Origin of the sequence: Micromonospora eburnea, from assembly GCF_900090225.1 — a bacterium.
GTDB classification, from domain to species: domain Bacteria; phylum Actinomycetota; class Actinomycetes; order Mycobacteriales; family Micromonosporaceae; genus Micromonospora; species Micromonospora eburnea.
Map to the genome: position 1 here is coordinate 2,488,352 of NZ_FMHY01000002.1, position 25,299 is coordinate 2,513,650.

Genomic DNA, 25,299 nt, shown 5'->3' on the forward strand with positions numbered 1-25,299 from the left:
CCAGGCAGACTGGTCCACCATGTCGCCGTTCACGCCCGCACTACGGCTGCACGATCGGTACGTCCTGCGCGAGCGCATTGGGCTCGGCGGGATGTCCGAGGTGTGGCGCGCCGACGACGAGGTGCTGCACCGCCCCGTCGCGGTCAAGGCCCTGGCCACGCAGCTCGCCGCCGACCCGCAACTGCGGGCCACCATCCAGCGCGAGGCCCGCGCCGCGGCCCGGCTCACCCACCCACACGTCACCCAGGTGTACGACTACGCCGAGGCCACCCTGCCCGACGGCACCCTGGTGCCGTACCTGGTGATGGAGCTGGTCGAGGGACACACCCTCGCCGACCGGCTGACCGGTGGGCCGCTCGCCTGGCCCGAGGCGGTCCGGCTGGCCGGTCAGGTCGCCGCCGCACTCGCCGCCGCGCACCGGATCGGCGTGGTGCACCGCGACATCAAACCCGGCAACGTGATGCTCACCGAGACCGGCGCGAAGGTCCTCGACTTCGGCATCGCCACCCTCGCCGGGCCCCGGCACCCCCTCGCCGGCCAGACCGGTGAACTGCTGATGGGCACGCCCGCGTACTTCGCCCCGGAACGGATGACACCCGGCCCGCCGAATCCCGCCAGCGACGTGTACGCCCTCGGCGCGCTGCTCTACCGCACCATCACCGGACGGGCCCCGCTGCCCGTGCAGACCTGGCAGGACGTGCTCGACGTGCAGGCCCGGCAGACGCCGATCCCGCCGCTGCACGTCCCCGGGCTGCCCGCCGACGTCGCCGAACTCACTCTGGCCTGTCTGTCCGTCGACCCGGCCCGGCGGCCCACCGCCGGTCAACTCGCCGCCCGGTTCGGCGCCGGCCAACCCGCCGACCCGCCCACCGCGATCCTGCCCACGGTCGCCCGGCCCGAGCATCCGCGAACCCTCATCGACCGGGCTGCCGCGCCGGTGCGCCCGGGCCCGCCGGCGACCACCTCCCGGCAGCCCGCCCGGTCCAACCGACTCCTCGGCGTACTGGTCGCCGCCGGGCTGGCGCTTCTGATCGGCCTGGTCGGCACGCTGCTGCTCGACGACGACCCAGACCAGCCGCAGGGCGGCGGCACGGCCGCCACAACGCCGGCCGACGAGCCCGCGCCGGAGGCGACCGACACCCCCGAGCCGTCCGCCACGCCCGAGCCGGCCACCACCCAGCCGATGCCGGTCACCCTGCGCCAGCTCGCCGCCCAGTTCGTCGAGGTGCTCGGCCAGGCGTACGCCGACCGGAAGATCGACCGCAAGATCGCCGAGGACCTGCGGAAAAAGGCCACCGAGCTGGAGCGCAAGCAGAAGGATCGGGGCAAGCGCCTCGCCGACCTGCGTAAACGGATCGCCGACGCGGCCGAGGACGAGAAGATCGACTCTGAAACGGCCGACGCCCTGCTGGCGCTGCTCGACGCGTACGAGCAACTGGGCGGCGGCGGCCGCGACGAGGGCTGACCGGGCGGACCAGTGCCGTGCGCCCGCATCCGCCGCCCACGCGTCCCGCGTCCGGTGTACGCCGTTCTCGCAGGGTTTCATCCCATCCACGTCACGCGTGTCGCGTGACGTGGATGGCGCAGTGAGCAGGTGAGCGTGCCAACGAGCCCTGCCCGCCCGATCGCGCGCCGCGCCTGGGCCCTTCAGAGCCTGCCCGCCCCGACGAGTCCTTGATCGACTCCGTGTACGGCATGTGGTGGTCTCGACGGGGCCGGTGACCGCTGTTTGCGGCACATGGAGTGGGTCGCCTTGGGTGCGGTTGTGGCTGGCACTCTTCCGTGCCTGCCTGCCTGCCCGGGCCCCGGGCTGGGGGCCTTGGTCGACTCCGTGTGCGGTATGTGGTGGTCTCGGCGGGGCGGGTGACCACCGTTTGCGGCACATGGAGTGGATCACGGAGTTTCACGATCGCCCGGCGCCTGTTTTGCGCCGGATATCCGGTTCGGGGGTGTGGGGTGGCGTCCCCTCGGACGGAATGGTCGCGCGTCGGGGGTCGTTGAACCCGGGTGCACGGCCGAGGAAGACCCCTGACCCTGGGGGCGGCCCGCTTCGGGCGGTCCGCTTCGGCGGGGCTCGACTGCCATGTCGCCCCGCGTGGGCGGGTTGTGCCCCCGTTTGGGTGGGTGTCGCCTGGCTTGGATGGGCTGTCGCCCCGCGTGGGCGGTTTGTACCGGCCCATGGTCTGCTGTCGGCGGGCGCCCCAGGCCCCGGACCCGGACCCCGGGGAATGACGCCGGGTGGTCGGTCGTTGTACATGGTCCCGGCGCCGCGAAGAGGCGATCCCCCCATCGCCCCGTGAGCGTTCCGGTCGAAGACTTTCCCCCCTTGCTTTGAGCGCCTGACGGTGCTTGCGCACACAGAATTGCCGTCTCCCCTCTTGTCGGCGGGTGTGCGCCAACCCCCGAATGGAGCTTTGTCATGAACACGATGCTGCGTAAGAGCGTTCTTGGTGTTGCTGGTCTGGCTTTCACCGGTGGTGTGTTCGCTGGTCCGATCGCGGCTCACGCGGCTGAGCCGGTGCACGCCAACCCGGCCGTCGTGCAGGCCGACAAGCCGGACAGCGGCAAGCTGATCCCGCACGGTGTGCAGGGCGCGCAGTCGAAGATCGGTCTGAACGACGAGCAGACCGGCAACGTGAAGGCGATCATCGCGGCGACGAAGAAGGCCGGGATGCCGGAGCGGGCCGCGGTGGTGTCGATCGCGACGAGTCTGCAGGAGTCGAAGCTGGAGAACCTGGGCCACCTCGGCGACAAGAATGACCATGACTCGCTGGGTCTGTTCCAGCAGCGTCCGTCCAGTGGTTGGGGTTCGCCGGAGCAGATCACCGATCCCGAGTACTCGACGACGGCGTTCCTGAAGGGCCTGAAGCAGGTTGACGGGTGGCAGGACATGCCGCTGACCAAGGCCGCCCAGACGGTGCAGGTGTCGGCGTACCCGGATGCCTACGCCCAGTGGGAGCAGCAGGCCGCTGACCTGGTCGCCCAGTACTGGAACAGCTGACCGACCCGAAAGGACCCCTCCCTCCTGGGAGGGGTCCTTTCGTGTTCGTCCCTCGACGGGACGGGCGCTGGGACAGAGTCCTGGAATGAGGATGAAACTGGGCGCTGCGGTGGTACTGGTGCTGCTGGCGGGGGCGTGTACCGAGACGACACCGCGTACCTCCGCCGCTCCGCACGCCACGTCCCCGGCCCCCGGGCCGAAGAACGAGCCGAAGAACCACCTCACCGTGGTGGCCGCCGGGGATCTGCTGGTGCATCCGCCGCTCACCGAGCAGGCCGCCGCCGACGCGCGGGAGGCGGGCCGCGACGGCCACGACTTCAGTCGGGTGCTCGCCGCGATCCGTCCCCGGGTGAGCGCCGCCGACCTCGCCATCTGCCACATGGAGACACCGCTGGCGGAGCCGCAGGGTCCGTTCACCGGATGGCCGGCCTTCAGCGTGCCGCCGGAGTTGGCCGACGCGGCGGCCTGGGCCGGGTTCGACACCTGCTCCACGGCGTCCAACCACTCACTGGACGAGGGCATGGAGGGCATCACCCGGACCCTGGACAACCTTGACCGGGTCGGGTTGCGGCATACCGGCACGGCCCGCAGCGCGGAGGAGGCGACCCGGACGAACATCCTCGACGTGGCGGGCGTCAAGGTCGCGCAGCTGTCGTACGCGCTGAGCTTCAACGACATCCCCCTGCCGGAGGGCAAGCCGTGGGCGGCGAACCTCATCGACCAGGAGGCCATTCTGGCGGCGGCGCACCGGGCGCGAGCGGCCGGCGCCGAGATCGTCATTCTCTCCATGCACTGGGGGACCGAGTACCAGAACGCGCCGAACGACGACCAACTGGACCTGGCCCAACAACTGCTCGCCTCGCCCGACATCGACCTGATCATCGGGTGCCACGTCCACGTGGTGCAGCCGTTCGAGAAGATCGGCAAGAAGTGGGTGGCCTACGGGATGGGCAACCTCACCGCCCGGTTCGACGACGGCTCCCCGGAGAACACGCAGGACGCCGTGGTGCCCGAGTTCACCTTCACCCGCACCGGCTCGGGCGGCTGGGAGGTCAGCAGCGTGAGCGTGCTGCCGACCTGGATGGAGTACCGCCCGGCGGCTCGCGTGGTCGACCTGGTCAGCGCGGCCAAGGACCCGGCGGTGCCCGCCGCCGAGCGGGCGCACTACGCCGAGATCGAGAAGCGCATCAACGGGTACGTGGGCATGCGCGGTGCCTTCGAGGCAGGTCTGCGCCCCATCTCCTGATGTCCTGTCCTGCGGTCCGGCCGGCGGGGGGCGTCTTTCCGACCCTTGGGCAGTTACCGTGCACGGCAACTGCCCAAGGGCCGGCCGCTGCTCAGACCAGGCCGTGTTCGAGCATCGCCTCCGCCACCCGCCGGAAGCCGTTGATGTTCGCGCCGGCCACGTAGTCGCCGGGCAGGCCGTACTCCTCGGCGGTGGCCCAGCAGCGGGCGTGGATGTCCCGCATCGTCTCCCACAGTCGCTTCTCCGACTGGGCGAACGTCCACGAGTCCCGGCTGGCGTTCTGCGCCATCTCCATGGCGCTCACCGCCACGCCGCCGGCGTTCGCCGCCTTGCCCGGGGCGAACTTGACCCCGGCCCCGGCCAGGATGCGGACCGCCTCCGGGGTGGTGGGCATGTTCGCCCCCTCGACCACCGCGATGCAGCCGCCGGCCACGAGTGCCGCCGCCTCCGCGCCGCCGATCTCGTTCTGCGTCGCACAGGGCAGCGCGAGATCGCAGGGCACCTCCCAGACGGTACGACCGGAGACCGCCACCGCGTGCGGCACGTGCCGGACGTAGTTGTCGAGCCGGACCCGGCGTTCCTCCTTCAGTTCGCGCAGCAGCTCCAGGTCGATGCCGGCCTCGTCCAGCACGTACCCGTCCGAGTCGGAGCAGGCCACCACTCTGCCGCCGAGCTGGTGCACCTTCTCGATGGCGTAGATCGCCACGTTGCCCGAGCCGGAGACCACCACCCGCTTGCCCTCCAGGCTGTCCCCGGTCTGCTTCAGCAGCTCCTCGGCGAAGAACACCGCGCCGTACCCGGTGGCCTCACGGCGCACCTGCGCGCCTCCGTAGGCCAGGCCCTTGCCGGTGAGCACCCCCGACTCGTACCGGTTGGTGATCCGCTTGTACTGGCCGAACAGGTAGCCGATCTCCCGACCACCGACCCCGATGTCGCCGGCCGGCACGTCGGTCTGCGCGCCGATGTGCCGGTACAGCTCGGTCATGAAGCTCTGGCAGAAGCGCATCACCTCCCGGTCCGAGCAGCCCTTGGGGTCGAAGTCCGCCCCGCCCTTGCCGCCGCCGATCGGCAGGCCGGTCAGCGCGTTCTTGAAGATCTGCTCGAAGCCGAGGAACTTCACGATGCCCAGGTAGACCGACGGGTGGAAACGAAGGCCGCCCTTGAACGGGCCCAGCGCGCTGTTGAACTCCACCCGGAAACCACGGTTCACCCGGATGCGGCCCTGGTCGTCCTCCCACGGCACCCGGAAGATGATCTGCCGCTCCGGCTCGCAGATCCGCTCGATGATCCGCGCGTCCGCGTACTCCGGGTGGCGGGCCAGGGCCGGGCCGATGCTCTCCAGCACCTCCCGTACCGCCTGGTGGAACTCGGGCTCACCCGGGTTGCGGTTGACCACATTTGCGTACACCGTGTCGACGGTCTCCGGCATAACCGACACGTCCCTTCCGGTTCACCGGGCGGCAGCCCGGTCGTCCCCTGCCGTATCGGTCCGCGCTGACCGTCACCGGATAAGATAAACGCCGTCATCGGGTTCACTGGTCGGGTGGACGAGTTGATCTGGGACACAGTCCGGGCCTCCCGCGGCTGGCTGGACGCCGCCAACGGCGCCGGAGACGCCGAGCTGACCTGCCGCATCCTCAAGCTCACCGAGGAGGCGGGGGAGGTCGCCGCCGCGTGGATCGGGACGCTCGGGCAGAATCCGCGCAAGGGGGTCACCCACACCCGCGAGGACGTCGCGGCGGAACTGGCGGACGTGGTGTTCACGGCGCTCGTCGCGATCGAGAGCCTGGGGCTGGACGCGCGGTCCGTGGTGTCGGGGTGCGCGGCCAAGGTGCGGTCCCGCCTGACCTAGGCTAGCGCCCCCGCGACAGTTGCGTCACCCGTACGCTTCGTGTCCGGTGTTCGCCGCCATGGCGAACGCGGTGACCGGCGCGGGAAGCGGCACGTACAGTCGGGCGGTGGACCGTACCGAATCCTTGCCGGCGCAGACCCTCCCACCTGGCGTGGGGCCGACCGACCCGGGCAGTGTGCTGCTGCCCGGCCACGACGTGCCGCTCGGCCGCTACACCACGGTGCGGCGGCTGCTGCCGCAGCGGCAGCGGCGGATGGTCGGGGCCTGGTGCTTCGTCGACCACTTCGGACCGGACGATGTCGCCGAACGGCCCGGGATGGAGGTGCCGCCGCACCCGCACACCGGGCTCCAGACGGTCACCTGGCTACTCGACGGCGAGATTCTGCACCGGGACAGCCTGGGCAACGTGCAACCGATCCGCCCCGGGCAGCTCAACGTGATGACCTCCGGCCACGGCATCGCCCACTCGGAACGGTCCCCGGCGGCGCGTCCGCCGCTGATGCACGGCGTCCAGCTCTGGGTGGCGCTGCCGGACCCGGCCCGCGCCGGCGCGGCCGACTTCGCCCACCACGCGGACCTTCCCGGGTGGCGCGACGGCGACCTGGAGGTGATGCTGCTGGTCGGCGAACTGGGCGGTGAGCGCTCCCCGGCGGTGGTGCACACGCCGCTGGTCGGGGCGCAGCTCGAGGTGCGTGGGCTGGCGCCGGTCAGCCTGCCGCTGCACCGCGACTTCGAGTACGGGCTGCTGGCGATGTCCGGCTCCGCCGAGGTGGACGGGGTGCCGTTCGCCCCGGGCGCGTTGCTCTACCTCGGCACCGGTCGGGACACGCTGACGGTACGCGCCGCCCCCGGCAGTCGGCTGCTGCTGCTCGGTGGGACGCCGTTCGAGGAGCCCCTGGTCATGTGGTGGAACTTCGTCGGCCGGTCGCACGAGGAGGTCGTCGCGGCTCGGGAGGACTGGATGGCGGGTCGACGCTTCGGCAGGGTCGCCGACGATCCGGCGCCGCCGCTGCCCGCCCCGGCGCTGCCCACGACCCGGTTGAAGGCCCGGGACCGGCACGGTGGCCTGCGCGGCTGAATGCCCGGCTCCGGTCCGGGTACCCGCGGGCATGCCGACCAGTGCGATTTCCAGCATCGAGGAGAAGAAGCGGCTGGTCCGCCGGCTCGCCGGGGACGGTCGCGGGTTCGCCGAACGGTACGGATTCCGGGTCACCAACAATCCGTCCCAGCTGTTCCAGGTGCTCTATCTGTCCGTTCTGCTCGCCCGCCGGGGAGATTTCCGCAAGGCGGTCGACGCCGCGCAGGCGTTGCGGGACAACGGCTGGGACAGTGCCGCCCGGATGGCCCGGTCGATGCAGACCGACCGGGTACGCGTACTGCGCGAGGCCGGTCAACGGGGCGATGTGGACGCGCTCGCGGACACCCTCGGCGATCTCGCCCGCGCCCTGGTGGACCGTTACCGGGGCGACCTGCGTCGGCTGCGTACGGCGGCGCAACAGGATCCGGCCCGCGAGCGGCGACTGCTCGCCGCGCTGCCCGGCGTGGACGATCAGGTGATCGACCTCTTCCTGCGCGAGACGCAGGCGGTGTGGCGTGAGGTGGCGCCGGTAGCCGACCGGCGAGCGCTCGTCGCGGCCCGCCGGCTCGGTCTCGGACGATCCGCCGACGACCTGGCCGGGCTCGCCGGCAGTGGTGAGTCGGAGCGGCTGGCCTGGCTGGTGGGGGCACTGGCCCGGGTGGACCTGGAGAAGCGGTACGCGGAGCTGACCGGCTGACCTCACGACGTGCGCCGGGACACAATTTCGCGATACTCACCCGATCGGATGATTCCATATCGTATGATGATCGTGGCAGTGATGCCCGCCCGGTTCGGGCGAACAGTCACCGCCTGGCGGTCGCGACCCGGTTCGGGCGTGATCGGCAGGGACAGGTGTTGCGTGGCGCCCCAGGTCGCGGTTCGTGGCCCGGGGCGCCCGCCTGTCCACAGTCGGCTATTTGGCCAGGCCGGCAAGCAGGTTCACCGTCGCTGCCACGATGATCGCACCGAACAGATATGACAGCAGCATGTGCCGCAGCACGGTCCGGCGTAGCTCGGCGCTGCTCAGGTCGGTGTCGGAGACCTGGAACGTCGCGCCCACGGTGAACGCCAGGTAGGCAAAGTCCGCGTAGCAGGGCGGTTCACTCTGGTGGAAGTCGACACCGCCGGGCTCACCGCCGTAGTAGAGCCGGGCGTAGCGGGCGGTGAAGACGGTGTGCACCACGAACCAGGAGACCACCACGCTGAGCACGCCCAGAGCGCCTCTGAGCGACACGGGGATGTCGGGCCGCAGTGGACGCGCGGCGGTCAACAGCACACCGACCGCCAGGAGGCTGACCAGGCAGGCGGTCAGGAGCAGCGCGTCTCGTGTGGCGCGGTTCGGGTCCTCGTGCAGGGCCAGCCGGGCCGTGGCCGCGGCGTCCGATCGCCACAGCCGGCGCCAGACCAGGACCAGCCAGGCCAGCGCGGCGGTGTCCCAGCCCACCAGCGGGCCGAGGGTCGGCGACAGGAGCACCCCGACGACCGCACCGCACACGACCCCGACCAACCCCATCACGGCGAGCTGGATCCCGGCCGGAATGTGTTCGCGGGGGTGGCGGTCCGCCCCGGGCACCGGTGGGTGTCAGATGCCGCGCAGGTGTTGCGACACCCGCTCGTGGCGTTCCCGGGACTGCGCCGCACGCTGCGAGCGGCCCACCTCCGGGGCGGCGTCGATGCCGGCCGACCGGGCCACCTCGGTGCCGTTGGCGTAGTCCACCGGAGGCAGCGCCCGCAGCGCCTGCAACACGTCCGGGGGCGCGCCTTCCCGCTCGGCCTCGCGGATGACGTCGTCCTTGCCGGCCGGGTAGTCCAGCGCCGACAGGTACTCAAGGACGTCGGTGTAACTCGCCATGGGTCGGGCTCCTCGCGCCTGTAGTTGCGGTCACGACCGGCGGCGGTTACCCGGCGCGCGGCCGGTCACGCGCGACCGCCGCGAATTTCGGGGCCGTTTCCGTCGCGGGCCGGTGGGTAGGCGGCAAGGCGCGAGGCAGCCGGAAGAGGGGACGACCGATGAACTTCGAGACCTTCGTCGACAAGGTCGCACAGCGGGCCCGAACGTCCCCGGACCGGGCGGTCGAACTGACCCGGGCCACGGTGGAGACCCTCGCCGAGCGGCTGACCGGGGGCGAGGTGCTGGACCTGGCCGCGCAGTTGCCGAAGCCGCTGCAACGGATGCTGAAGCCGCATCCCGACACCGAGGCGGCCGACCGGTTCGGGGCGGCCGAGTTCGTGGCCCGGGTGGGGCAGCGGGCCGGTGTCGACGGCAACGCGGCCCGCGACGCCGTACGGGCGGTCTTCACCACCCTCCGTGAGGCGGTCACCAGCGGCGAGTTCGAGGACGTGGTCGTGCAGATGCCACGCGACTACCGGGACATGGTGGAGCCGGCCCTGGCGCCCGACGCGATGCGGCGCTGAGCCCGCTCGCTGCCGGGGTGCTGACCGTCAGCGCGGGCGGCTGGCGGCCCACCGCCGACGGACAGGCGGATCAGGCGACCGCGCCGGCCGCGCGCAGCGCGGCGATCCGCTCGGCGTCGAAGCCGGCCTCCACGAGCAGTTCGTCGGTGTGCTCGCCGGGCCGCGGCGGCGGCCGGCGTACGGAGGTCGGAGTCGCGGAGAAGCGTGGCGCGGGGGCGGGCTGGGTGACCCCGCCGTGGTCGACGAAAACGCCCCGGGCGGCCAGGTGCGGGTGGTCGGGGGCCTCCGCCCAGTCCAGCACCGGCGCCACGCAGGCGTCGGTGGCGGCGAGCAGCGCCGTCCACTCGTCCCGGGTCCGGGTACGGAACAGTCGCGCCCACGCCGCACGCAGCGCCGGCCAGTTCGCCGGGTCGGTCCGGTCCGGGGCCTCGTCGCCGTCGAGGGGGAACCCGGTGAGCCGGACCAGTTCGTCGTAGAACCGCGGTTCCAGCGCACCCACCGCGAGATACCGTCCGTCGGCGCACCGGTAGGTGTCGTAGAAGGGTGCCCCGCCGTCGAGCAGGTTCACCCCGCGCGGGTCCTGCCACATGCCGGCCCGGCGCATCGCCTGGATCTGGGCGGACAGCACGGACACACCGTCCACGATGGCCGCGTCGACGACCTGACCGGGGGCGCCGGCGCGGACCGCGTACAGGGCGGCGACGACGCCGAGGGCCAGCATCATCCCGCCCCCGCCGAAGTCGCCGAGCAGGTTCATCGGCGGCACCGGACGGTCACCGGCCCGGCCGATGCCGTGCAGCGCGCCGGTCAGCGCCAGGTAGTCGATGTCGTGGCCGGCGGTGTGGGCGAGCGGACCGTCCTGGCCCCAGCCGGTCATCCGCCCGTACACGAGTGCGGGGTTGGCGGCGAGGCAGTCGTCGGGGCCGAGGCCGAGCCGTTCGGTGACCCCGGGCCGGAAGCCCTCGACCAGCGCGTCCGCGCCGGCGACCAGGGCCAGTACCACCTCACGTCCGGCGGCCGACTTGAGGTCGACGGCGATCGAGCGGCGGTTGCGGTTCAGCAGGTCGCCGGGGATGTCGCCGAACCCGCCGGGAGCGGTGCGGTCGACGCGGACCACCTCGGCGCCGAGGTCGGCCAGCATCATGGCGGCGAAGGGTCCGGGTCCGATGCCGGCCAGCTCGATGACCCGTACGCCGGTGAGGGGCCCGTGGTCGCTCATCGCGCCACGATAGGACGTTCGGGCACAGGCGTACCACCACGCAGCGGTTGACCAGGGCAATCATCTGGACGGGTTGTGCCGCGGGGGGACTTGGCGGGCGAGGTCGGGTGCCCTAGCCTGGTGCGCGGCGAGGGGAGTACTTCCCAACGAACCATCCCGGTCAGTACGGCGTGCCCGGCGCGCCTCGGGTGGTTGCCCACGCAGGTGGGTGAAGGAGACCTCGAACATGACACCATGTTCGAGGAGTGCGTTATGCCGGAATTGTCATATCTGTCCGCTGGCGCGTTGTCATCGATCGGCACCCCCACCCTCTGGGCCGCGACGATCGCCGGCGTGCTCGCCCTGCTGGTGCTGGACTTCCTGGTCACCCGCCGCCCGCACGAGGTGTCGCTACGCGAGGCGTTGGGCTGGTCGGCGTTCTACCTCGCCCTGCCGCTGGCCTTCGGCGTCTGGCTGTGGTTCCGGTACGGCTCGGAGCAGGGCGTGGAGTACCTCACCGGCTACCTGGTGGAGAAGTCCCTCTCGGTCGACAACCTCTTCGTCTTCATGCTGTTGCTGGCGGCGTTCGCGGTGCCCGCCGTGCTCGCCCAGCGGGTGCTGCTCTACGGCATCGCCGGCGCCCTGGTGCTGCGCGCGGTCTTCATCGCCGTCGGCGCCGCCGCGCTACAGACGCTCGACTTCGCCTTCCTGCTCTTCGCGGTCGTGCTGATCGCCACCGCGGCGAAACTGCTCCGCGACGCCCTCTCCGGCCACGAGCAGGAGGTCGAGATCAACAGGATGCGCTCGGTCAGGCTGCTCCGCAGGGTCATGCCGGTGGTCGACGGATACCGGGGCACCAGGATGACCGTCCGGGAGCAGGGCCGCCGCGCGCTCACCCCGCTCGCTCTCGTGGTGGTCGCGGTGCTCACCACCGACATCGTTTTCGCCGTCGACTCGGTGCCCGCCGTCTACGGCATCACCGAGGACCCGTACCTGGTCTTCGGCACGAACGCGTTCGCGCTGCTCGGCCTGCGCGCGCTCTACTTCGTGCTGCACGCCGCGCTGAGCCGCCTCGTGCACCTCAGCTACGGACTGGCCGCCATCCTCGCCTTCATCGGCGTCAAACTCGGCCTGCACTGGGCGCACGGCATCTGGCCGGGCGTCCCGCAGATCCCCACGCTCGCCTCGCTCGGCGTGATCCTCGGTGTCCTGCTGCTGGTCACCATGACCAGCCTGCGCGCCACCCGGGGGAAAGGAGGGGCCCCTTATTAACGCCTGCTGTCGAGAGGGGTCCCCTTCTTACCAACCAGGGCGTGGCTCGGCGGGAGTTGGTCGGAAGTTGACGGGCGGCCCGCCGGCAGGTGGTACGACAGACGGGTGGGAATCGTGTCACCGGGGTTCCAGGGCCGGCCGCGTTCGGCCGAGCCGGCCCTGCCGCCGGGGCAGTACCTCACCGAGGACTGGCCGGTGCTCTCCGCCGGCCCGACGCCGAAGGTGCCGCTGGACACCTGGGAGTTCGTCGTCACCGTCGAGACCGGTGCGGAGTACCGCTGGTCCTGGGACGAGCTGATGGCCCTGCCGCAGGAGACCCCCACCGTCGACATCCACTGCGTGACCCGCTGGTCGAAGCTCGGCACCAGCTGGCAGGGCGTCTCGCTGGACACCCTGCTCGACGGCATCGACACCACCGCCCGCTACGCGCTGGCCCACTCGTACGGCGGCTACAGCACCAACCTGCCGCTGGACGACCTGCGTGGCGGGCGGGCCTGGGTGGCGCACACCTTCGCCGGCGGCCCGCTCCCCGCCGAACACGGCGGTCCGGCCCGGCTGCTCGTCCCGCACCTCTACTTCTGGAAGTCGGCGAAATGGGTACGCGGCATCCGGCTGCTCGTCGACGACCAGCCCGGCTTCTGGGAGACCGCCGGCTACCACGACTACGGCGACCCCTGGCGCGAGCAGCGCTACCAGGGAGACTGACGTGTCCGCGCCGAGCGCCGGCGGCCGGGTCGCCACGCCGTTGACCTGGCGGGTGGCCCGCCTCGCCGAGCGCCGGATCGAGACGCCGACCGCGCAGACCCTGGTGCTGGACGTGCCCGGCTGGCCGGGGCATCTGCCCGGGCAGCACCTCGACGTCCGGCTCACCGCCGCCGACGGCTACCAGGCGGCCCGGTCGTACTCGCTCGCGGCGCCGGTGGCGGACGAGCGGATCGCGCTGACCGTGCAGCGGGTACCCGACGGCGAGGTGTCGCCGTACCTGACCGAGGTGTACGGCGAGGGCGACCCGGTGGAGGTGCGCGGACCGGTCGGCGGCTGGTTCGTCTGGCGTACCGACGAGACCGCGCCGGTGCTGCTGGTCGCCGGCGGCTCCGGCGTGGTGCCGCTGATGGCGATGGTCCGGGCCCGCCGCGCCGCCGGCAGCCGGGCCCCCTTCCGGCTGATCTACTCGGTGCGCACCCCCACCGACGTCTTCTACGCCGACGAGTTGCGCCGCCGGGTCCGCGACGACCAGGGCCTCGACGTCGCGTACGTCTACACCCGCCAGGCGCCCGAGGGCTGGCGCGGCGAACCGCACCGGATCAACCTGGCCGACGTACGCGCCCACGGCTGGCCGCCCGATCTGGCGCCCCTCTGCTACGTCTGCGGCCCCACCGGGTTTGTGGAAACCGTGGCGGACCTGCTGGTGGGGCTGGGTCACCCGAGCCGGCGGGTGAAGACCGAACGCTTCGGCCCCACCGGCTGAGCACCGAGGAGGACGCATGACGGACATGTCCTACGTGGACGGCAACATGCTCGACGGGCCGTTGCGGGAACTCTTCGCGATCGACCTGAGCGCCGCCACCGGGCGGTGCGCGTCCTGCGGTGCGGCCGGCCCGATGGCCGGGCTGCACGTCTACTCGCACGCGCCTGGCCTGGTGGCCCGCTGTCCGGCCTGCACCGGAGTGATGCTGCGGCTGGTCCGCGCGCCCGACCGGGCCTGGCTGGACCTGCGCGGGGCCACCTACCTGGAGGTGCCGATGCCGTTCGACCAGCCCCACCCCGGCCCGCTGTGACAGCCCGCCCTCGAACCGCCGCCGTTGCGGCGGCGGCCTCCGCCCAGGCCGGCGAGGAGGTGGGCGCTGTTCACCCGACCGTCACCGGGCCCGGGTGACCCGTCCCGGAGATTGGCGACCGCGGAGGCGGTCCCGAGGCGGGGGAAGCCCGGCCGAGGCAGCCGGTGGGGGCGCGCTGATGGATGCCGATCAGGTGCGCGACCCGGTTGGACAGGGGGCACGCCGGTGGCCGAAATTGGGCAACGTGAGATATCTGCGTACCGACGGGCGGGTCGGGATCCGCCGCCCGCGACCCGACGACGAGGCGGAGTTCATCGCCGCCGCCCGGCGCAGCCGGGACCTGCACCACCCGTGGCTGTCGGCCCCGGACGACCCGGAGCGGTACGCGGCGTACCTGCGCAAGATCCGGGGGCGGCACGACGCCGGTTACCTGTTCTGTGACGTGGCCACCGGGGAGATCGCCGGCTACGCCAACATCAGCGGCATCGTCATGGGCGCGCTACGCGGCGGCTACCTGGGCTACGCCGCCCTCCTCCCGTACGCCGGCACCGGGCATGCCTCGGCCGGGGTCCGGCTGGTCGTCGCGCACGCCTTCACCGCGCTCGGGCTGCACCGGCTGGAGGCGAACATCCAACCCGGCAACGAGCCGTCGAAGCGGCTGGCCGCCCGCCTCGGCTTCCGGTTGGAGGGCTTCTCGCCGGACTACCTCTTCGTCGACGGGGCGTGGCGGGACCACGAGCGGTGGGCGATCACGGCACCGGCGCCCGAGCCGGGCTGACCGTCGCCGCGGCGACGGGATCCTGGGCCCGCGCCGTGCGGAAGCCGGCCAGGGAGCGGTCGGGCCTCCGCCCGCCGCCCCCTGTCCTCGGGTCAGCGTCCGGGGCCGCGTGCCTGCGGGCGCTGTCCGGTCAGCCGCTGCAACTTCGCCTCCTTGTGCTCCACGCGCCGGCGCTGCCGGGGCGTGAGCTGCGGGCGGCGAGTCTGCTGACGGTAGTTGGACGTGCGTCGCTCGGTCGGCAGGATGCTCACAGCGGGTTCCCTCCTATCGTCTGGACCGCGAGCGGGACGTCCCGCAGCGCCGGCACCTCCTGCCGCTGCGGCTCCCGCGTCAGGGTCGCGGTGCCACGGTCCGGCCGCACCTCCAGGTACGGCGGGACGTCGTTCTCGGCCTGACCGGCCATCGCGACGGCCACCGGGGCGCGGCACTGCCGGTCCGGCCGGACCTGGATGGTCTGACCGGGGCTGACCAGGTACGAGGCCCGGTTGACCTTGCCGCCGTCGACCGTGAACGTGTTGTGCGCGACCAGGTCGCGGGCCTCGTTGATGGAACGGGCGAACCCGGCGCGGTGCACCAGCGCGTCCATCCGCTGCTCCAGTTGACTGGCCAGGTTCTCCGTCGAGTCACCGGGTTGGCTGACGGCCGCCACCAGGGCCCGGGCGAGCTGCCGGTCCCGCAGCTCGTAGCGGGCGCGTACCTGGTGTCGCGCGGTGTCGTCCAGCCAGGGTCCGCCCGGCGCGGGCCGCGGCCCGCCACGTACGCCCACCGGGTGCCGTTGCCGCCGCATCCGGTAGCCGTACGCGGGGTGGATCGGGAACACGTCCTCCGGCGAGGGACGTACCGTGGTCCGGACCGCCATGTCGTTTCCTCCCTCGGCTCTCGTGGTCCCACCAGCCTCCGTCGCTGCCGGGTGAGGCCGCCCCACCCGGCCCGGGTGACGTCCCAGCCAGCGGCACATGCGCCTCCACGATCGGCGGTGGCACGTTTGCCGCTCCCGTCGGCGGGAACGGGAGCGGGCATGACGAAACCTCGTGTGGTGATCGTGGGGGCCGGATTCGCCGGATACCACGCGGCGAAGACGTTGAGCCGGCTGGCCGGCGAGCGGGCCGAGATCGTCCTGCTGAACACGACCGACTACTTCCTCTACCTGCCGTTGCTGCCCGAGGTCGCCGCCGGAGTGGTCGAGCCGACCCGGATCGCCGTGCCGCTCGCCGGCACCCTCGACGGGGTCCGGGTGGTGATCGGCGAGGCCGACCAGGTGGACCTGCAGAACCGCTGGGTCGGCTACCGCTCCCCGGAGGACGAGCACGGCCGGCTCGCGTACGACCGCCTGGTGCTCTCCGTCGGCAGTGTCAACAAGCTGCTGCCCATCCCCGGCGTGACCGAGTACGCGCACGGCTTCCGCGGCCTGCCCGAGGCGCTCTACCTGCACGATCACGTGGTCCGTCAGATCGAGCTGGCCGAGCTGACCGAGGACCCGGCCGAGCAGCGAGCCCGGACCACCTTCGTGGTGGTGGGTGCCGGCTACACCGGCACCGAGGTCGCCGCGCACGGGCAGCTCTTCACCGACCGCCTCATCGCCCAGCGTCCCCACCTCAAGGTCCGCCCGCGCTGGATGCTGCTCGACGTGGCGCCCCGGGTGCTGCCCGAGCTGGACCAGCGGATGTCGGTGACCGCCGACCGGGTGCTCCGCCGGCGCGGGGTGGACGTGCGGATGGGTACCTCGGTCTCCGAGGCCACCCCGGACGGCGTCATGCTCACCGACGGTGAGTACGTACCGACGTGCAGCCTGGTCTGGTGCGTCGGGGTACGCCCCGACCCGTTCGTCGCCGAGCTCGGACTGCGTACCGAGAAGGGGCGGCTGGTGGTCGACGAGTACCTCAACGTGCCGGGCTGCCCCGAGGTGTACGCCTGCGGCGACGCGGCCGCCGTGCCCGACCTGAGTCGCCCCGGACAGATCTGCGCGATGACCGCCCAGCACGCGCAGCGCCAGGGCAAGCTCGCGGCGCACAACATCGCCGCCTCGTACGGCCAGGGCACGCGGAAGCCGTACAAGCACTACGACCTGGGCTGGGTGGTCGACCTGGGCGGCAAGGAGGCGGCGGCCAACCCGCTGAAGGTGTCGCTGTCCGGCCTGCCGGCGAAGGCGGTCACCCGTGGCTACCACCTGTTCGCCATGCCGGGGAACCGGGCCCGGGTGGGCGCCGACTGGGTGCTCGACGCGACGCTGCCCCGCCCCTCGGTGCGGCTCGGCCTGGTCCCCGCCAACGCGGTCCCGCTGGAGAGCGAGTCCCCCGAGGTGGTGGCCCGCGCCACCCGCTAACCCCGCCGCCCACTCCGCCCGGCCCGCGTCGTGGCGGGTCAGCGGCCGCGCCCGCGTCGACGCACGCGGCGGCCGCTGCTGGTGGCGGGTGGGGGGAGGGCGCGGGCGGTGGGGGTGAGCTCGCGGAGCAGGATCTGGATGATGCCGGCCGCCGGGATGGCCAGCAGGGCGCCCACCAGGCCGGCCAGTTCGGCCCCCAGCAGTACGCTGATCAGCACGGTCAGCGGGTTGAGCCGGACCGCCCGGGACATGATGACCGGTGACAGCAGGTGGCTCTCCGTCTGCACGTAGACGATGAAGAAGCCCAGCACGATCAGGCCGGTGGTGGGGGAGTGCAGGAAGCCGGCGGCGCCGGCGATGACGGCGCCCAGCGTCGACCCGACCAGCGGGATCAGGTCCAGGAGCGCGACCAGCAGGGCGATCACCGCGGCGAACGGCACGCCGGTGAGCAGGAGCACCAGGAAGGTCATCCCGCCGAGCAGCACACTGATCAGCAGGTTCCCGGTGAGGTAGCCGGTGATGGCGCGGGAGGATTCCCGGCCGATCCGGCGCAGCCGCTCCGCCCGGCGGTCGCCGGCCAGGGTCAGCGTGGTAGCGATGATCCGCGGTGCCTCCAGCACCATCAGGTACGCGAGCACCACGATGGTGACGATCCCCGCCACGGTCTGGGCCGCGCCGCGCAGCACCCCGATGGCCGGCTGGCCGAGCTGGGAGCCGAGCTGCTCGAGCTGGGCGGAGTGGGAGACGGCGAGCTGGCGCAGGTGGAACCGCTCCAGCAGCCGGCCGAGCGGGCCGTGACCCTCGCGGGCCTCCCGGAGCAGCTCGGGCGCCCGTTCGGCGAACCTGGTCACCTCGCTGACCAGCGGCACCAGGATCACCGCGGCCAGCGCGGCGAGCAGCACGAAGGCGGCCACGAAGACCAGCAGGGTGGCCAGGGTCCGGCGTCGGACGAACCGGCGTTGCAGCCGGTCGACCAGGGGCTTCAGGGCGACCGCGAAGAACGCGGCGATGAGGATCCAGATCAGCACCTGTTGGATCGCCCGGATCAGTGCCAGGGCGGCCAGGGCGGCGAGCACCAGGCCGATCACGATCAGCGTGCGCCGGGCGGTGGACCGGTCCTCGGCGTTGCTCATCCGGCGCAGCTACCCGCGTTCGCCGCCGGGAAACGCGGCCGGTCCGCCTCAGCCGACGGCGAGGTCGGCGTCGGTGGCCGGGCGGGTGCCGGCGACGAACTCGTCCAGGGCCGCTCCGTGCAGCACTGCGCCGGGCACCGGGTCCCGTGCGACCCGGGCGGCGAGTCGGCGTACCGGGAGCCGGTCGGGGTGGTGGGCGGCGGCGAGTACCAGGTTGCCGTAGCGCCGGCCGCGCAGCATGCGCCGGTCCGCGACCAGGCAGACGTCGGCGAAGACGGCGCGCAGCGTGGCCACCTGGGTACGCGAGAAGACCAGCGGCGGCAGGTCGGTGACGTTGACCAGGTAGACGCCGTCCGGGCGCAGCACCCGGGCCGCCTCGGCGACGAACTCGACGCTGGCCACCTGCCGGGGCATCCGGGCCGCCCGGTAGACGTCGGCGAGCACCAGCTCGTACGCCCCGGACGGCGCGGCGGCGACGGCGTCCCGGGCGTCGCCGACCTCCACGGCGACCTCGGCCGGCGCCGGTGGCAGCTCGCGGCGGACCAGCTCGACCACCGCCGGGTCCCGCTCGATCACCCGCTGCGGGGAACCCGGTCGGGTGGCGGCCAGCCAACGCGGCAGGGTGAGCGCCCCTCCGCCCAGGTGCAGCGCGGCCAGCGGCCGGCCCGGCGGGGCGAGCAGGTCGACCACCGCGGCCATCCGGCGGACGTACTCGAAGTGCAGGTGGCGTGGGTCGGCGACGTCCACGTACGACTGCTCCACCCCCGCGGCGAGCAGCGTCCGCCCGGTGGGCCGGGCCCGGTCCACCACGATCTCCAGACGCTCCGCGCTCCCCACGGCGGGCAACGGTACCCGGCGCGGGCCGGCGGGCGTGCCGCCCGCCGGCCCGAACCGGCTCATCCGGCGTTGATACCGGCGCCCGCCTCGTCGATGGCGTCGTCGATCCGCCGGGCCAGGTCCACGTCCAGCGCGGTCACCCCGTCGACCTGTTGGGTCTGTACGGTCAGCACGGCACTGTCCGGGTCGGGACGGCCGATCTGCGGGCCGCGCCCGGTCTCGCTGCGGAGCTGATCGAGTCGGTCGAGTACCCGGTCCAGGTTCCCCGCCGGCAGTTCGATGGTGCGCACCAGCGACTGCCGGTCGCTGGACCAGTACCGCAGTCGGGCGAGCGCGTCGCGCAACTCCTGCTCGTCCAGCGGCGCGGTGGCGGACGTCGGGCCAACCAGGCCGCCGCCGGGCGACGCCGGGGCCAGCAGGTCACGCAACCCGTCCGGTACGCTCAGCGACTCGACCAGCTCGCCGTCGGCGTCGGCCAACGCGGCCAGGGTCGCCTCGGCCTGGTAGCGCGCCTGCTCCGGGGTGAGACGGCTGCGGCGGCCCACCTCGGCCAGGAAGCCGGGCAGGTCCCGGTGCCGTCCGATGCCCTCCACCGGCACCACGTCGTGCAGCTTCAGCGGCACCGCCTCGAGCAGCCGTTGGCGTTCGGCCTCGCCGAGCGCGCAGGCGAGAGCGAGCACCGTCGCCTCGGCCGCCACCTTGGCGGTGGAGAAGTCCACCCCGGCGCGGCGGCTGACGTCGTCGACGAGATCCCGGTAGCCCAGCGTGGTCACCCGCGCGCCCGGGGCCTGGTCGGGGAGGGGCCGGGGGCGTTCCGGGACGCCGGCCGGCGGCGGTGCGGGACCACCGCGTGTGGTGTTGGGCTTGTGCCGTCCGGCCGGTGGCGGGCCGGAGCGTTCCCGCTGGTCCAGCGAGGTGACCTGCTTGGACGCGCTCAGGCTGGCGCCGGTCTGGCTCGGCCGCCGACCGCGTTCCCGGGCATCCCGGGCCAGGGCCCGGCGGCGCTGGTTGTCGCCCTCCATCTGCTTGCGCATCGTCGCACCTCGTTCCTCGTCGGTTCCGCCTTTCGCGGCCCGCCTTCCCGGCGCCGCCGGGAAGGAAACGGATGCCGCTGGCGGCCGGCGAGCTTCACTCGCCGGGGGTGAGGGGCGCTCACCCCGCGGTGTTCCATGATCGGGGTGGACCGGAAGACTTCCGACGCACGCGGAAGGGAAGGTCGTCATGAAGAGGATCATCGAGATCGTCCCCGCCCGCCCGGGCTGGTACGCGAGGTGGCAGGTCACGCCGGAGGCCACCCGCTGTTACCCGGTGACGCTGTGGGCGCTGCTGGAGGAGGCCGACGGCACCGGGCGTGAGGTGGTCGGCGTCGACTGCGTGGGGCAGTGGCCCGGAGCGGACGACAACGAGGCCGGTGGCGACTTCGTCCGCTATCTCTTCCAGACGCCTGATTCCGGGGCTCCCGATGACGCCGAGTCACTCACCGTGGCGGAGCTGCGCGAATCGGGGCCGCGCCGGCAACCGGTCCCGGCCTCCTGAGCCATCCTCCCGGCCCCCGACCCCTGGTCCCAGGGTCGGGGGCCATCCCCTGCCCGCACCCGGTGCCAGCCGGATCCCGTGGCTCGAATGCTGAACATTTTCGGCGAACCGCCGCGGTCGTGGCCGCCACCCAGGAACATCGTCAGGTGGGGGAAGTGACACCAGCTGCCTGGGGGGCGACAGTATGAGGTTCTCCGTCGTTGACACCGGTTACGACCAGCGGCAGGTGGACTCCTGCCTGGATGAGCTGGGGATCCGGTTGGTCCGGCTCGCGGCGCGCGCGGAGAGCGCCGGCGGAGTCGGCCGCGAGTGGGACCGGATCCGGCAGGAGGCGACGTATCTCTGCGACTTCCTGCGCCGGCGTAGCGCGCCGGGCGACGACGCGGTCGTGCGGGCCGGTGCGGCACTCGTCGAGCGGGAGGCCGCCGAACTGCTGGCCCGGGCGCGCGGCGAGCTGGAGGCCGCCCGCGAGGAGGCCCGCCAGGTCCGCGAGCAGGCGTACGCGGAGGCGATGCGGGCGCGCCGCGACGTCGAGGCGGCGCTGCTGACCCGCCGGCGGCGGGAGGCCCGGATGGAGGAGATCCTCTCCGGGGTACGCGGCGAAACGGTGCCGGCGGACACCCCGACCGCCGCGGCCGGGGTGCCGGCGACCCGGGCGGCCACGGGTGCTCCCGGTGACTCCGCGACCGGGCCGACCGAGCGGAGTGCTGCCTGAGCCTCGGCTCAGACCAGCAGCGCGGCGACCACGGTGGTGGCACGCTCCTCGTGCTGGGCGTACGCGTCGGGGAAGGCGGAGACCTGGACGGCCTGGGCCGCCTCGGTGAGGCTGAGGTTCGTCCAGCCCGGCACCTCGGCGAGCGCCGCGAAGAAGGCGCGGGCCGCGTACGCCGGCCGCATCAGCTGGGCGACCGTGCCCCAGCCGCTGCTCGGCCGCTGCTGGAACAGCCCGACCGAGTCGTGGTCGGAGCCGCTGCCCTGGTGCGGGTAGTCGTAGGACTCCGGCAGCACGTCGCTGGCCAGGTTGTACAGGTTGCTCTCCTGCATGGCGGTGGCGACGGCCACGACGAGTGCCCGGCGTGGCATCTTCATGGCCCGTCCGGTGTCGACGATCACCTTGGCGTTGTCCATCTGGCGCTGGTCCAGGCCGGCGACCGGACGGGGGTGCTTCGGTCGGCTGACTTTCTGCGGCGCCTTCCTGGTGGCCGTCGGGCTCGGGGTGGCCGTCGGGGTCGGGGTGACCGGGACCGGCACGGCCACCACCGGCGGGGCGGTACGCGTGAAGTCGCGGGAGGCGCGTTGCTCGGCGGCGGCGCGGTCGGCGAGCGCCTCGCGGGCCGGCTCCTGGCGCTGCCCGGTGTCCCGGGCGCCCACGACACCGATCAGGCCGAGACAGCAGATCACGCCGGCCGCGAGAGCGGCCCGGGCGGGTGTCGACGTGAACGGGCCACGGCGAGGGGGCGCGGTCCGGTGTCGCCCGATGCTCCGTTCGGCCGATGCGGGGTCGATCGTCTGGCCACAGACGCAGGTCTCGCCTTGGTTCTGCTGCGGGGGGTGGTCGGGGTGCACCCGCCGAGGTTAGAAACCTTTCCGGCCCGCACCGCCAGGTCGATTGGTGGCATGCGCCACAATTTGCCATGATCCACCCCCGCATATCGCTCAGTGAATAGTGAATGCCGCGTCATATGTCTTTCGGGTTTGTCGGTAATGGGCGAAAGGGTGGATGGAAGCGGCCATACGATCCACGTCCTGGTGCTGCGCCACGGCATCCGCCGTTCGGCGGACGTACGCCCTCGCCATCCGGGGCACGGCTCCTCGGCCGAGCGGCCGCTGCAGGGTGTGACGCAGGATGCGGCAAGTGGTGGTCTTCCGGAGGCGGGATGCAACCACATGCCGTACCTGGAGTGGATCATGCCGCCCGGCGGTGGCGCGGGGGTGGCGGCGGGGGCCGGGGTGCCCGGATCCCGGTCACGCCGGCATGCCGGCTCGATACGATGCGGACGGTGACGGAGCAGCGGGTCGATGAGCGGGCCGCCGGCGACCCGGCCGGCCACCGGGACCGGCGGGGGCTGGTGGTCATCGTCGTCGCCGGCCTGCTGGCCGTGCTGCTCGCCGGCCACCGGGCGGTGCCCAACGTTCACGGCCTGGGCAGCCTGATCGACAGCGCCACCCCGCTGCTCGGGCTGGGCGTACCCCTGCTCGGGCTCGTGGCGTTGCTGCGCCGCTCCCGGCGCGCGCTGCTGGCGGTGCTCGTCCCGGCGGTCGTCTGGCTCGCGCTCTACGGTCGCGTCTGGCTGCCGCCGGCGGCCGCCGCCGGGCCGGCCTCGATCCGGGTGGCCAGCCAGAACCTGCGCTCCGGGAACCCCGACCCGGCCGCCACGGCCGGCGCGCTCGCCACCTCGAACGCGGACCTGATCGGGTTGCAGGAGGTCGACGACGACGACCGGATCGACGCCGCGCTGCGCCAGCGGTACCCGCACCGGGCCGCGGTGTCGACGGTCGCGCTGTGGAGCCGGTGGCCGATCCGCGACTCCGTCGGCGTGGACACCGGCCTGGGCTGGGACCGCGCGCTGCGCGCGGTGGTCGCCACGCCGCAGGGCGACCTGGTGGTGTACGTGGTCCACCTGGGCTCCGCCCGCGCCGGGCACACCGCCACCCGGGACGAGACCCTCGCCGCGCTGGCCGCCACCGTGCGGGCCGACGACGCGTCCCGCCTGGTGGTGCTCGGCGACCTGAACACCGCCACCACCGACCGGGTGTTCGTCCCGCTCACCCGGCTGTTGCACGACGCGCAGGCCGACGCCGGGCAGGGGTTCGGCTTCACCTGGCCGGCGACGCTGCCGGTCGCCCGCCCCGACCACGTGCTCTACCGGGGGCTCACCCCCACCTCGGCGGGCGTGCTGCACACCCCGGACAGCGACCACCGGGCGGTGACCGCCGGCTTTCGCTGGTGACGGGTCAGCGTCGCCCGTTCTCGGCGGGGGTGACGGTGAGCCGGTGCCGGCTGGTGTCGTCGCTGGAGAACGGCCACAGCCGATCGGCGTAGGCGGCCAGGTCGGCCAACTGATCGCGGGTCAGCCCGGCGGAGGAGATCTCGGCGTGCACGTCGGCCCGGTACCGGCCGTCGTCGTCGCGGCCGAGCTTCGCCTCCGCCGTCACCTCGACGGTGTGCGCCTCATCAGTGATCTTGGCGGCCGCCTCCACCGCCGCGTGGTGCAGGCAGGACGCGAACGCCGCAGCCAGCAACTGCTCGGGCGTCAGGCCGGTGCAGTGCGGCGCCAGCGGGGACGCCAGGGCTGTGGAGAACCCGCCGTCCTCGGTGCGTACATGACCCCCCGCGGCGGTCGCCGTGGCCTTCTCGGGCAGCCAGGAACTCGGCTTCGGCATCGCGTTCCTCCCGTCACTCACCCGCCCGGCTACCCGGCCCCCGCACCCCGAAACGGGCCTGGCCCGGCCAGTCAGCGGGCCGCGCCGGGCGGGCCCACGTCGGCGGGCACCGCCTCGGTCGCCTCGCCGGCCGCCCGGTCGGTCCAGGGGGACACCGGTGCCGGGTGCCGCCGCGACTCCGCCACCAGCATCGGCACGTACACCCGGGCGTCCACCAACTCGGCGAGCAGCAGCGCGGCCATCAGGCTGGTCGGTCGGGCGGCCGGCTCGTCGGCCAGGCAGCGTCGGCACAGGTCGGCGATCTCGGCCGGCAGGCCGGCGATCTCGGGCAGCGGCTCCGGCGGCCGGCGTCGGCGCGCGCCGAGCAACTGGGTGGTGCTGCCGGCGGCATACGGAAGCCGCCCGGTCAGGCAGTAGTAGAGCAGCACACCGACGGCGTACATGTCGGCGGCGGGGGTGGCCGGCTGCCGGTCGAGTTGCTCCGGCGCCAGGTAGGCAGGAGTGCCCACCACGACCCCGTCCGGGGTGTGGTCGGGAACGCCGGCCGGGGTGGCGATGCCGAAGTCGAGCACCTTCACCCCGGACGGGGCGAGGATGACGTTCGCCGGCTTCACGTCGCGGTGCACGATGCCGTGCGCGTGCGCGGCGGAGAGCGCCGCGCTCACCTCGGCGCAGACCCGAGCCGCGATCCGCCAGTCCAGCGGGCCGTCACGCAGGTGCTCGGCGAGCGTCTCGCCCTCGGCCAGCTCCATCACGATGTACGGCACCTCCCGGCCGTCCGCCGCCGTCGCGGTGCCGAAATCGTGCACGCTGGCCACGTTCGGGTGCACCAGCCGGGCGGCGGAGCGGGCCTCCGCCCGGATCCGCTCGGCCGAGCTGACCTCCCCGTCCAGCCCCGGGGAGATCAGCTTCACCGCGACGGTCCGGTCCAGCACGAGGTCGTGCGCCCGCCACACCTCCGACATCCCGCCGACGCCGACGCGCCGTTCGAGGTCGTACCGCCCGGCCAGCGTCCGCATCGACCGCTCCTCGTCCGCCCCGCCCGGGGACCGTTCCCCCGGCGCCGCGGGATCGCGGTACCCCCGGCCGGACCAGGGCAAACCGCCGGGGGGTTTCCCGGCCAGGGGCGGCCGACGCGGGGTAGCTTCCCCGCAGGGGCGTCGTGACGTCGCGGATCGGCGGGGAAGCGGAGGGCAGGGGTGGCTCTGGTGCGCGTACGGTTCGTCGGCGGGCCCGCCGACGACCTGGTCCGGGACCTGCCGGCCGACCCGGCCGGGGCGCCGCCCCAGCGGTGGATCATGCGTCACCCGGACCGTCCGGCCCCCGGCGGCGGCGAGGTCGACCACCTCTACGAGCGGGACCGTCGCGACGGCTGGGGCACCTGGACCATGCGGTACGTGCGCACCGAACCGTTCGGCGCCACCGAGTGACCCGGGTGCCGGCCGGGCCGCCGCCTGCCGGCCCGCAC

29 protein-coding genes are annotated in these 25,299 nt (G+C 73.1%); 17 read left to right on the forward strand and 12 right to left on the reverse strand.

The window, feature by feature from the left end; all coding sequences use genetic code 11:
- Positions 1–19: 19 nt before the first annotated feature.
- The 3 genes from GA0070604_RS11690 (at position 20) to GA0070604_RS11700 (ending at position 4,247) form a co-directional block, all read left to right on the forward strand.
- Positions 20–1,465, forward strand: coding sequence for a protein kinase domain-containing protein (locus GA0070604_RS11690; protein ID WP_091117972.1), 1,446 nt, complete (start codon positions 20–22; stop codon positions 1,463–1,465).
- A gap of 954 nt (positions 1,466–2,419) precedes the next feature.
- A complete protein-coding gene (locus GA0070604_RS11695) occupies positions 2,420–3,001 on the forward strand; it encodes a hypothetical protein (RefSeq protein WP_091117973.1) in 582 nt (193 codons plus the stop codon).
- 85 nt (positions 3,002–3,086) lie between these two features.
- The gene (locus GA0070604_RS11700; protein WP_091117974.1) at positions 3,087–4,247 is read left to right on the forward strand and encodes a CapA family protein; all 1,161 of its coding nucleotides are present in this window, start codon (positions 3,087–3,089) and stop codon (positions 4,245–4,247) included.
- Between the two features lie 91 nt (positions 4,248–4,338).
- Here GA0070604_RS11700 and gdhA read toward each other — a convergent pair whose 3' ends face one another.
- Positions 4,339–5,676: an NADP-specific glutamate dehydrogenase gene (gdhA, locus tag GA0070604_RS11705; RefSeq protein WP_091117975.1), complete on the reverse strand. Its 1,338-nt coding sequence runs from the start codon at positions 5,674–5,676 to the stop codon at positions 4,339–4,341.
- Between the two features lie 114 nt (positions 5,677–5,790).
- Here gdhA and GA0070604_RS11710 point away from each other — a divergent pair, with 114 nt between their 5' ends.
- From GA0070604_RS11710 to GA0070604_RS11720, 3 genes are all read left to right on the forward strand, one after another.
- On the forward strand, positions 5,791–6,099 hold the full coding sequence (locus GA0070604_RS11710; protein WP_091117976.1) for a MazG-like family protein: 309 nt from the start codon (positions 5,791–5,793) through the stop codon (positions 6,097–6,099).
- A gap of 106 nt (positions 6,100–6,205) precedes the next feature.
- Positions 6,206–7,177 (forward strand): pirin family protein, encoded by a 972-nt coding sequence (locus tag GA0070604_RS11715; RefSeq protein WP_091127046.1) that lies wholly within the window; start codon positions 6,206–6,208, stop codon positions 7,175–7,177.
- Positions 7,178–7,208: 31 nt separating this feature from the next.
- Positions 7,209–7,874 carry a hypothetical protein gene (locus GA0070604_RS11720; protein ID WP_091117977.1) on the forward strand — a complete coding sequence of 222 codons (666 nt, stop codon included), beginning with the start codon at positions 7,209–7,211 and terminating at the stop codon, positions 7,872–7,874.
- A 216-nt stretch (positions 7,875–8,090) separates the two neighbouring features.
- Here GA0070604_RS11720 and GA0070604_RS11725 read toward each other — a convergent pair whose 3' ends face one another.
- Both GA0070604_RS11725 and GA0070604_RS11730 read right to left on the reverse strand, forming a co-directional pair.
- Positions 8,091–8,750 (reverse strand): DUF1345 domain-containing protein, encoded by a 660-nt coding sequence (locus tag GA0070604_RS11725; protein WP_208602024.1) that lies wholly within the window; start codon positions 8,748–8,750, stop codon positions 8,091–8,093.
- 9 nt (positions 8,751–8,759) lie between these two features.
- Positions 8,760–9,029, reverse strand: coding sequence for a DUF2795 domain-containing protein (locus GA0070604_RS11730; protein ID WP_091117978.1), 270 nt, complete (start codon positions 9,027–9,029; stop codon positions 8,760–8,762).
- Positions 9,030–9,187: 158 nt separating this feature from the next.
- Here GA0070604_RS11730 and GA0070604_RS11735 point away from each other — a divergent pair, with 158 nt between their 5' ends.
- Complete coding sequence (locus GA0070604_RS11735) at positions 9,188–9,592, forward strand: DUF2267 domain-containing protein (RefSeq protein ID WP_091117979.1); 405 nt, start codon at positions 9,188–9,190, stop codon at positions 9,590–9,592.
- A gap of 70 nt (positions 9,593–9,662) precedes the next feature.
- On the opposite strand, the gene GA0070604_RS11740 is transcribed toward GA0070604_RS11735, so the two are convergent.
- Complete coding sequence (locus tag GA0070604_RS11740; protein WP_091117980.1) at positions 9,663–10,811, reverse strand: CaiB/BaiF CoA transferase family protein; 1,149 nt, start codon at positions 10,809–10,811, stop codon at positions 9,663–9,665.
- A 252-nt stretch (positions 10,812–11,063) separates the two neighbouring features.
- On the opposite strand from GA0070604_RS11740, the gene GA0070604_RS11745 reads away from it, so the two are divergent.
- The 5 genes from GA0070604_RS11745 (at position 11,064) to GA0070604_RS11765 (ending at position 14,618) form a co-directional block, all read left to right on the forward strand.
- Positions 11,064–12,062, forward strand: a complete 999-nt coding sequence (locus GA0070604_RS11745; RefSeq protein WP_091117981.1) for a TerC/Alx family metal homeostasis membrane protein — start codon at positions 11,064–11,066, stop codon at positions 12,060–12,062.
- Between the two features lie 114 nt (positions 12,063–12,176).
- Positions 12,177–12,767, forward strand: coding sequence for a sulfite oxidase-like oxidoreductase (locus GA0070604_RS11750; protein WP_208602262.1), 591 nt, complete (start codon positions 12,177–12,179; stop codon positions 12,765–12,767).
- Position 12,768: 1 nt separating this feature from the next.
- On the forward strand, positions 12,769–13,530 hold the full coding sequence (locus tag GA0070604_RS11755; protein ID WP_091117983.1) for a ferredoxin reductase: 762 nt from the start codon (positions 12,769–12,771) through the stop codon (positions 13,528–13,530).
- A gap of 16 nt (positions 13,531–13,546) precedes the next feature.
- Entirely contained in the window at positions 13,547–13,840 is a 294-nt protein-coding gene (locus GA0070604_RS11760; RefSeq protein WP_091117984.1) for a DUF6510 family protein, read from the forward strand.
- A 244-nt stretch (positions 13,841–14,084) separates the two neighbouring features.
- A complete protein-coding gene (locus GA0070604_RS11765) occupies positions 14,085–14,618 on the forward strand; it encodes a GNAT family N-acetyltransferase (RefSeq protein WP_244161849.1) in 534 nt (177 codons plus the stop codon).
- A 92-nt stretch (positions 14,619–14,710) separates the two neighbouring features.
- On the opposite strand, the gene GA0070604_RS32335 is transcribed toward GA0070604_RS11765, so the two are convergent.
- Together GA0070604_RS32335 and rpsD are read right to left on the reverse strand one after the other, a co-directional pair.
- Positions 14,711–14,869 (reverse strand): hypothetical protein, encoded by a 159-nt coding sequence (locus GA0070604_RS32335; RefSeq protein ID WP_167363437.1) that lies wholly within the window; start codon positions 14,867–14,869, stop codon positions 14,711–14,713.
- The gene (gene rpsD, locus GA0070604_RS11770) at positions 14,866–15,477 is read right to left on the reverse strand and encodes a 30S ribosomal protein S4 (RefSeq protein WP_167363438.1); all 612 of its coding nucleotides are present in this window, start codon (positions 15,475–15,477) and stop codon (positions 14,866–14,868) included. The genes GA0070604_RS32335 and rpsD overlap by 4 nt, the downstream gene beginning before the upstream one ends.
- Positions 15,478–15,636: 159 nt before the next feature.
- On the opposite strand from rpsD, the gene GA0070604_RS11775 reads away from it, so the two are divergent.
- Complete coding sequence (locus GA0070604_RS11775) at positions 15,637–16,941, forward strand: NAD(P)/FAD-dependent oxidoreductase (RefSeq protein ID WP_091117987.1); 1,305 nt, start codon at positions 15,637–15,639, stop codon at positions 16,939–16,941.
- 38 nt (positions 16,942–16,979) lie between these two features.
- Here the strand turns inward: GA0070604_RS11775 and GA0070604_RS11780 are convergent, their stop codons facing one another.
- Genes GA0070604_RS11780 through GA0070604_RS11790 form a run of 3 tightly spaced genes read right to left on the reverse strand, consistent with a single transcriptional unit; the run spans position 16,980 to position 19,945 of the window.
- Positions 16,980–18,074: an AI-2E family transporter gene (locus GA0070604_RS11780; RefSeq protein ID WP_091117988.1), complete on the reverse strand. Its 1,095-nt coding sequence runs from the start codon at positions 18,072–18,074 to the stop codon at positions 16,980–16,982.
- Between the two features lie 48 nt (positions 18,075–18,122).
- The gene (locus GA0070604_RS11785; protein WP_167363439.1) at positions 18,123–18,974 is read right to left on the reverse strand and encodes a spermidine synthase; all 852 of its coding nucleotides are present in this window, start codon (positions 18,972–18,974) and stop codon (positions 18,123–18,125) included.
- A complete protein-coding gene (locus tag GA0070604_RS11790) occupies positions 18,971–19,945 on the reverse strand; it encodes a DUF2267 domain-containing protein (RefSeq protein ID WP_091117989.1) in 975 nt (324 codons plus the stop codon). The genes GA0070604_RS11785 and GA0070604_RS11790 overlap by 4 nt, the downstream gene beginning before the upstream one ends.
- A 187-nt stretch (positions 19,946–20,132) precedes the next feature.
- Between GA0070604_RS11790 and GA0070604_RS11795 the strand changes: the two genes are divergently transcribed.
- Both GA0070604_RS11795 and GA0070604_RS11800 read left to right on the forward strand, forming a co-directional pair.
- The gene (locus GA0070604_RS11795; RefSeq protein ID WP_091117990.1) at positions 20,133–20,447 is read left to right on the forward strand and encodes a hypothetical protein; all 315 of its coding nucleotides are present in this window, start codon (positions 20,133–20,135) and stop codon (positions 20,445–20,447) included.
- Between the two features lie 184 nt (positions 20,448–20,631).
- Positions 20,632–21,162: an ATPase gene (locus GA0070604_RS11800; RefSeq protein ID WP_091117991.1), complete on the forward strand. Its 531-nt coding sequence runs from the start codon at positions 20,632–20,634 to the stop codon at positions 21,160–21,162.
- 8 nt (positions 21,163–21,170) lie between these two features.
- On the opposite strand, the gene GA0070604_RS11805 is transcribed toward GA0070604_RS11800, so the two are convergent.
- Positions 21,171–22,013, reverse strand: coding sequence for a hypothetical protein (locus GA0070604_RS11805; protein WP_208602025.1), 843 nt, complete (start codon positions 22,011–22,013; stop codon positions 21,171–21,173).
- Positions 22,014–22,447: 434 nt separating this feature from the next.
- Between GA0070604_RS11805 and GA0070604_RS11810 the strand changes: the two genes are divergently transcribed.
- On the forward strand, positions 22,448–23,398 hold the full coding sequence (locus GA0070604_RS11810) for an endonuclease/exonuclease/phosphatase family protein (protein ID WP_244161850.1): 951 nt from the start codon (positions 22,448–22,450) through the stop codon (positions 23,396–23,398).
- Positions 23,399–23,402: 4 nt separating this feature from the next.
- Here the strand turns inward: GA0070604_RS11810 and GA0070604_RS11815 are convergent, their stop codons facing one another.
- Together GA0070604_RS11815 and GA0070604_RS11820 are read right to left on the reverse strand one after the other, a co-directional pair.
- Positions 23,403–23,831 (reverse strand): OsmC family protein, encoded by a 429-nt coding sequence (locus GA0070604_RS11815; RefSeq protein WP_091117993.1) that lies wholly within the window; start codon positions 23,829–23,831, stop codon positions 23,403–23,405.
- Between the two features lie 71 nt (positions 23,832–23,902).
- On the reverse strand, positions 23,903–24,850 hold the full coding sequence (locus GA0070604_RS11820) for a serine/threonine-protein kinase (protein ID WP_091117994.1): 948 nt from the start codon (positions 24,848–24,850) through the stop codon (positions 23,903–23,905).
- Between the two features lie 189 nt (positions 24,851–25,039).
- Here GA0070604_RS11820 and GA0070604_RS11825 point away from each other — a divergent pair, with 189 nt between their 5' ends.
- On the forward strand, positions 25,040–25,261 hold the full coding sequence (locus tag GA0070604_RS11825) for a hypothetical protein (protein WP_244161851.1): 222 nt from the start codon (positions 25,040–25,042) through the stop codon (positions 25,259–25,261).
- Positions 25,262–25,299: the final 38 nt, after the last annotated feature.

What these genes read in the sequence shown, in the direction of transcription:
- GA0070604_RS11795 (WP_091117990.1), top strand. Translation starts at nt 20,133, where the DNA reads ATGAAGAGGATCATCGAGATCGTCCCCGCCCGCCCGGGCTGGTACGCG.
- GA0070604_RS11740 (WP_091117980.1), bottom strand. Translation starts at nt 10,811, where the DNA reads ATGAGCGACCACGGGCCCCTCACCGGCGTACGGGTCATCGAGCTGGCC.
- GA0070604_RS11815 (WP_091117993.1), bottom strand. Translation starts at nt 23,831, where the DNA reads ATGCCGAAGCCGAGTTCCTGGCTGCCCGAGAAGGCCACGGCGACCGCC.
- GA0070604_RS11700 (WP_091117974.1), top strand. Translation starts at nt 3,087, where the DNA reads ATGAGGATGAAACTGGGCGCTGCGGTGGTACTGGTGCTGCTGGCGGGG.
- GA0070604_RS11775 (WP_091117987.1), top strand. Translation starts at nt 15,637, where the DNA reads ATGACGAAACCTCGTGTGGTGATCGTGGGGGCCGGATTCGCCGGATAC.
- GA0070604_RS11690 (WP_091117972.1), top strand. Translation starts at nt 20, where the DNA reads ATGTCGCCGTTCACGCCCGCACTACGGCTGCACGATCGGTACGTCCTG.
- GA0070604_RS11785 (WP_167363439.1), bottom strand. Translation starts at nt 18,974, where the DNA reads ATGAGCCGGTTCGGGCCGGCGGGCGGCACGCCCGCCGGCCCGCGCCGG.
- rpsD (WP_167363438.1), bottom strand. Translation starts at nt 15,477, where the DNA reads ATGGCGGTCCGGACCACGGTACGTCCCTCGCCGGAGGACGTGTTCCCG.
- GA0070604_RS11695 (WP_091117973.1), top strand. Translation starts at nt 2,420, where the DNA reads ATGAACACGATGCTGCGTAAGAGCGTTCTTGGTGTTGCTGGTCTGGCT.
- GA0070604_RS11720 (WP_091117977.1), top strand. Translation starts at nt 7,209, where the DNA reads ATGCCGACCAGTGCGATTTCCAGCATCGAGGAGAAGAAGCGGCTGGTC.
- GA0070604_RS11780 (WP_091117988.1), bottom strand. Translation starts at nt 18,074, where the DNA reads ATGAGCAACGCCGAGGACCGGTCCACCGCCCGGCGCACGCTGATCGTG.
- GA0070604_RS11760 (WP_091117984.1), top strand. Translation starts at nt 13,547, where the DNA reads ATGACGGACATGTCCTACGTGGACGGCAACATGCTCGACGGGCCGTTG.
- GA0070604_RS11730 (WP_091117978.1), bottom strand. Translation starts at nt 9,029, where the DNA reads ATGGCGAGTTACACCGACGTCCTTGAGTACCTGTCGGCGCTGGACTAC.
- gdhA (WP_091117975.1), bottom strand. Translation starts at nt 5,676, where the DNA reads ATGCCGGAGACCGTCGACACGGTGTACGCAAATGTGGTCAACCGCAAC.
- GA0070604_RS11735 (WP_091117979.1), top strand. Translation starts at nt 9,188, where the DNA reads ATGAACTTCGAGACCTTCGTCGACAAGGTCGCACAGCGGGCCCGAACG.
- GA0070604_RS11820 (WP_091117994.1), bottom strand. Translation starts at nt 24,850, where the DNA reads ATGCGGACGCTGGCCGGGCGGTACGACCTCGAACGGCGCGTCGGCGTC.
- GA0070604_RS11800 (WP_091117991.1), top strand. Translation starts at nt 20,632, where the DNA reads ATGAGGTTCTCCGTCGTTGACACCGGTTACGACCAGCGGCAGGTGGAC.
- GA0070604_RS11745 (WP_091117981.1), top strand. Translation starts at nt 11,064, where the DNA reads ATGCCGGAATTGTCATATCTGTCCGCTGGCGCGTTGTCATCGATCGGC.
- GA0070604_RS11790 (WP_091117989.1), bottom strand. Translation starts at nt 19,945, where the DNA reads ATGCGCAAGCAGATGGAGGGCGACAACCAGCGCCGCCGGGCCCTGGCC.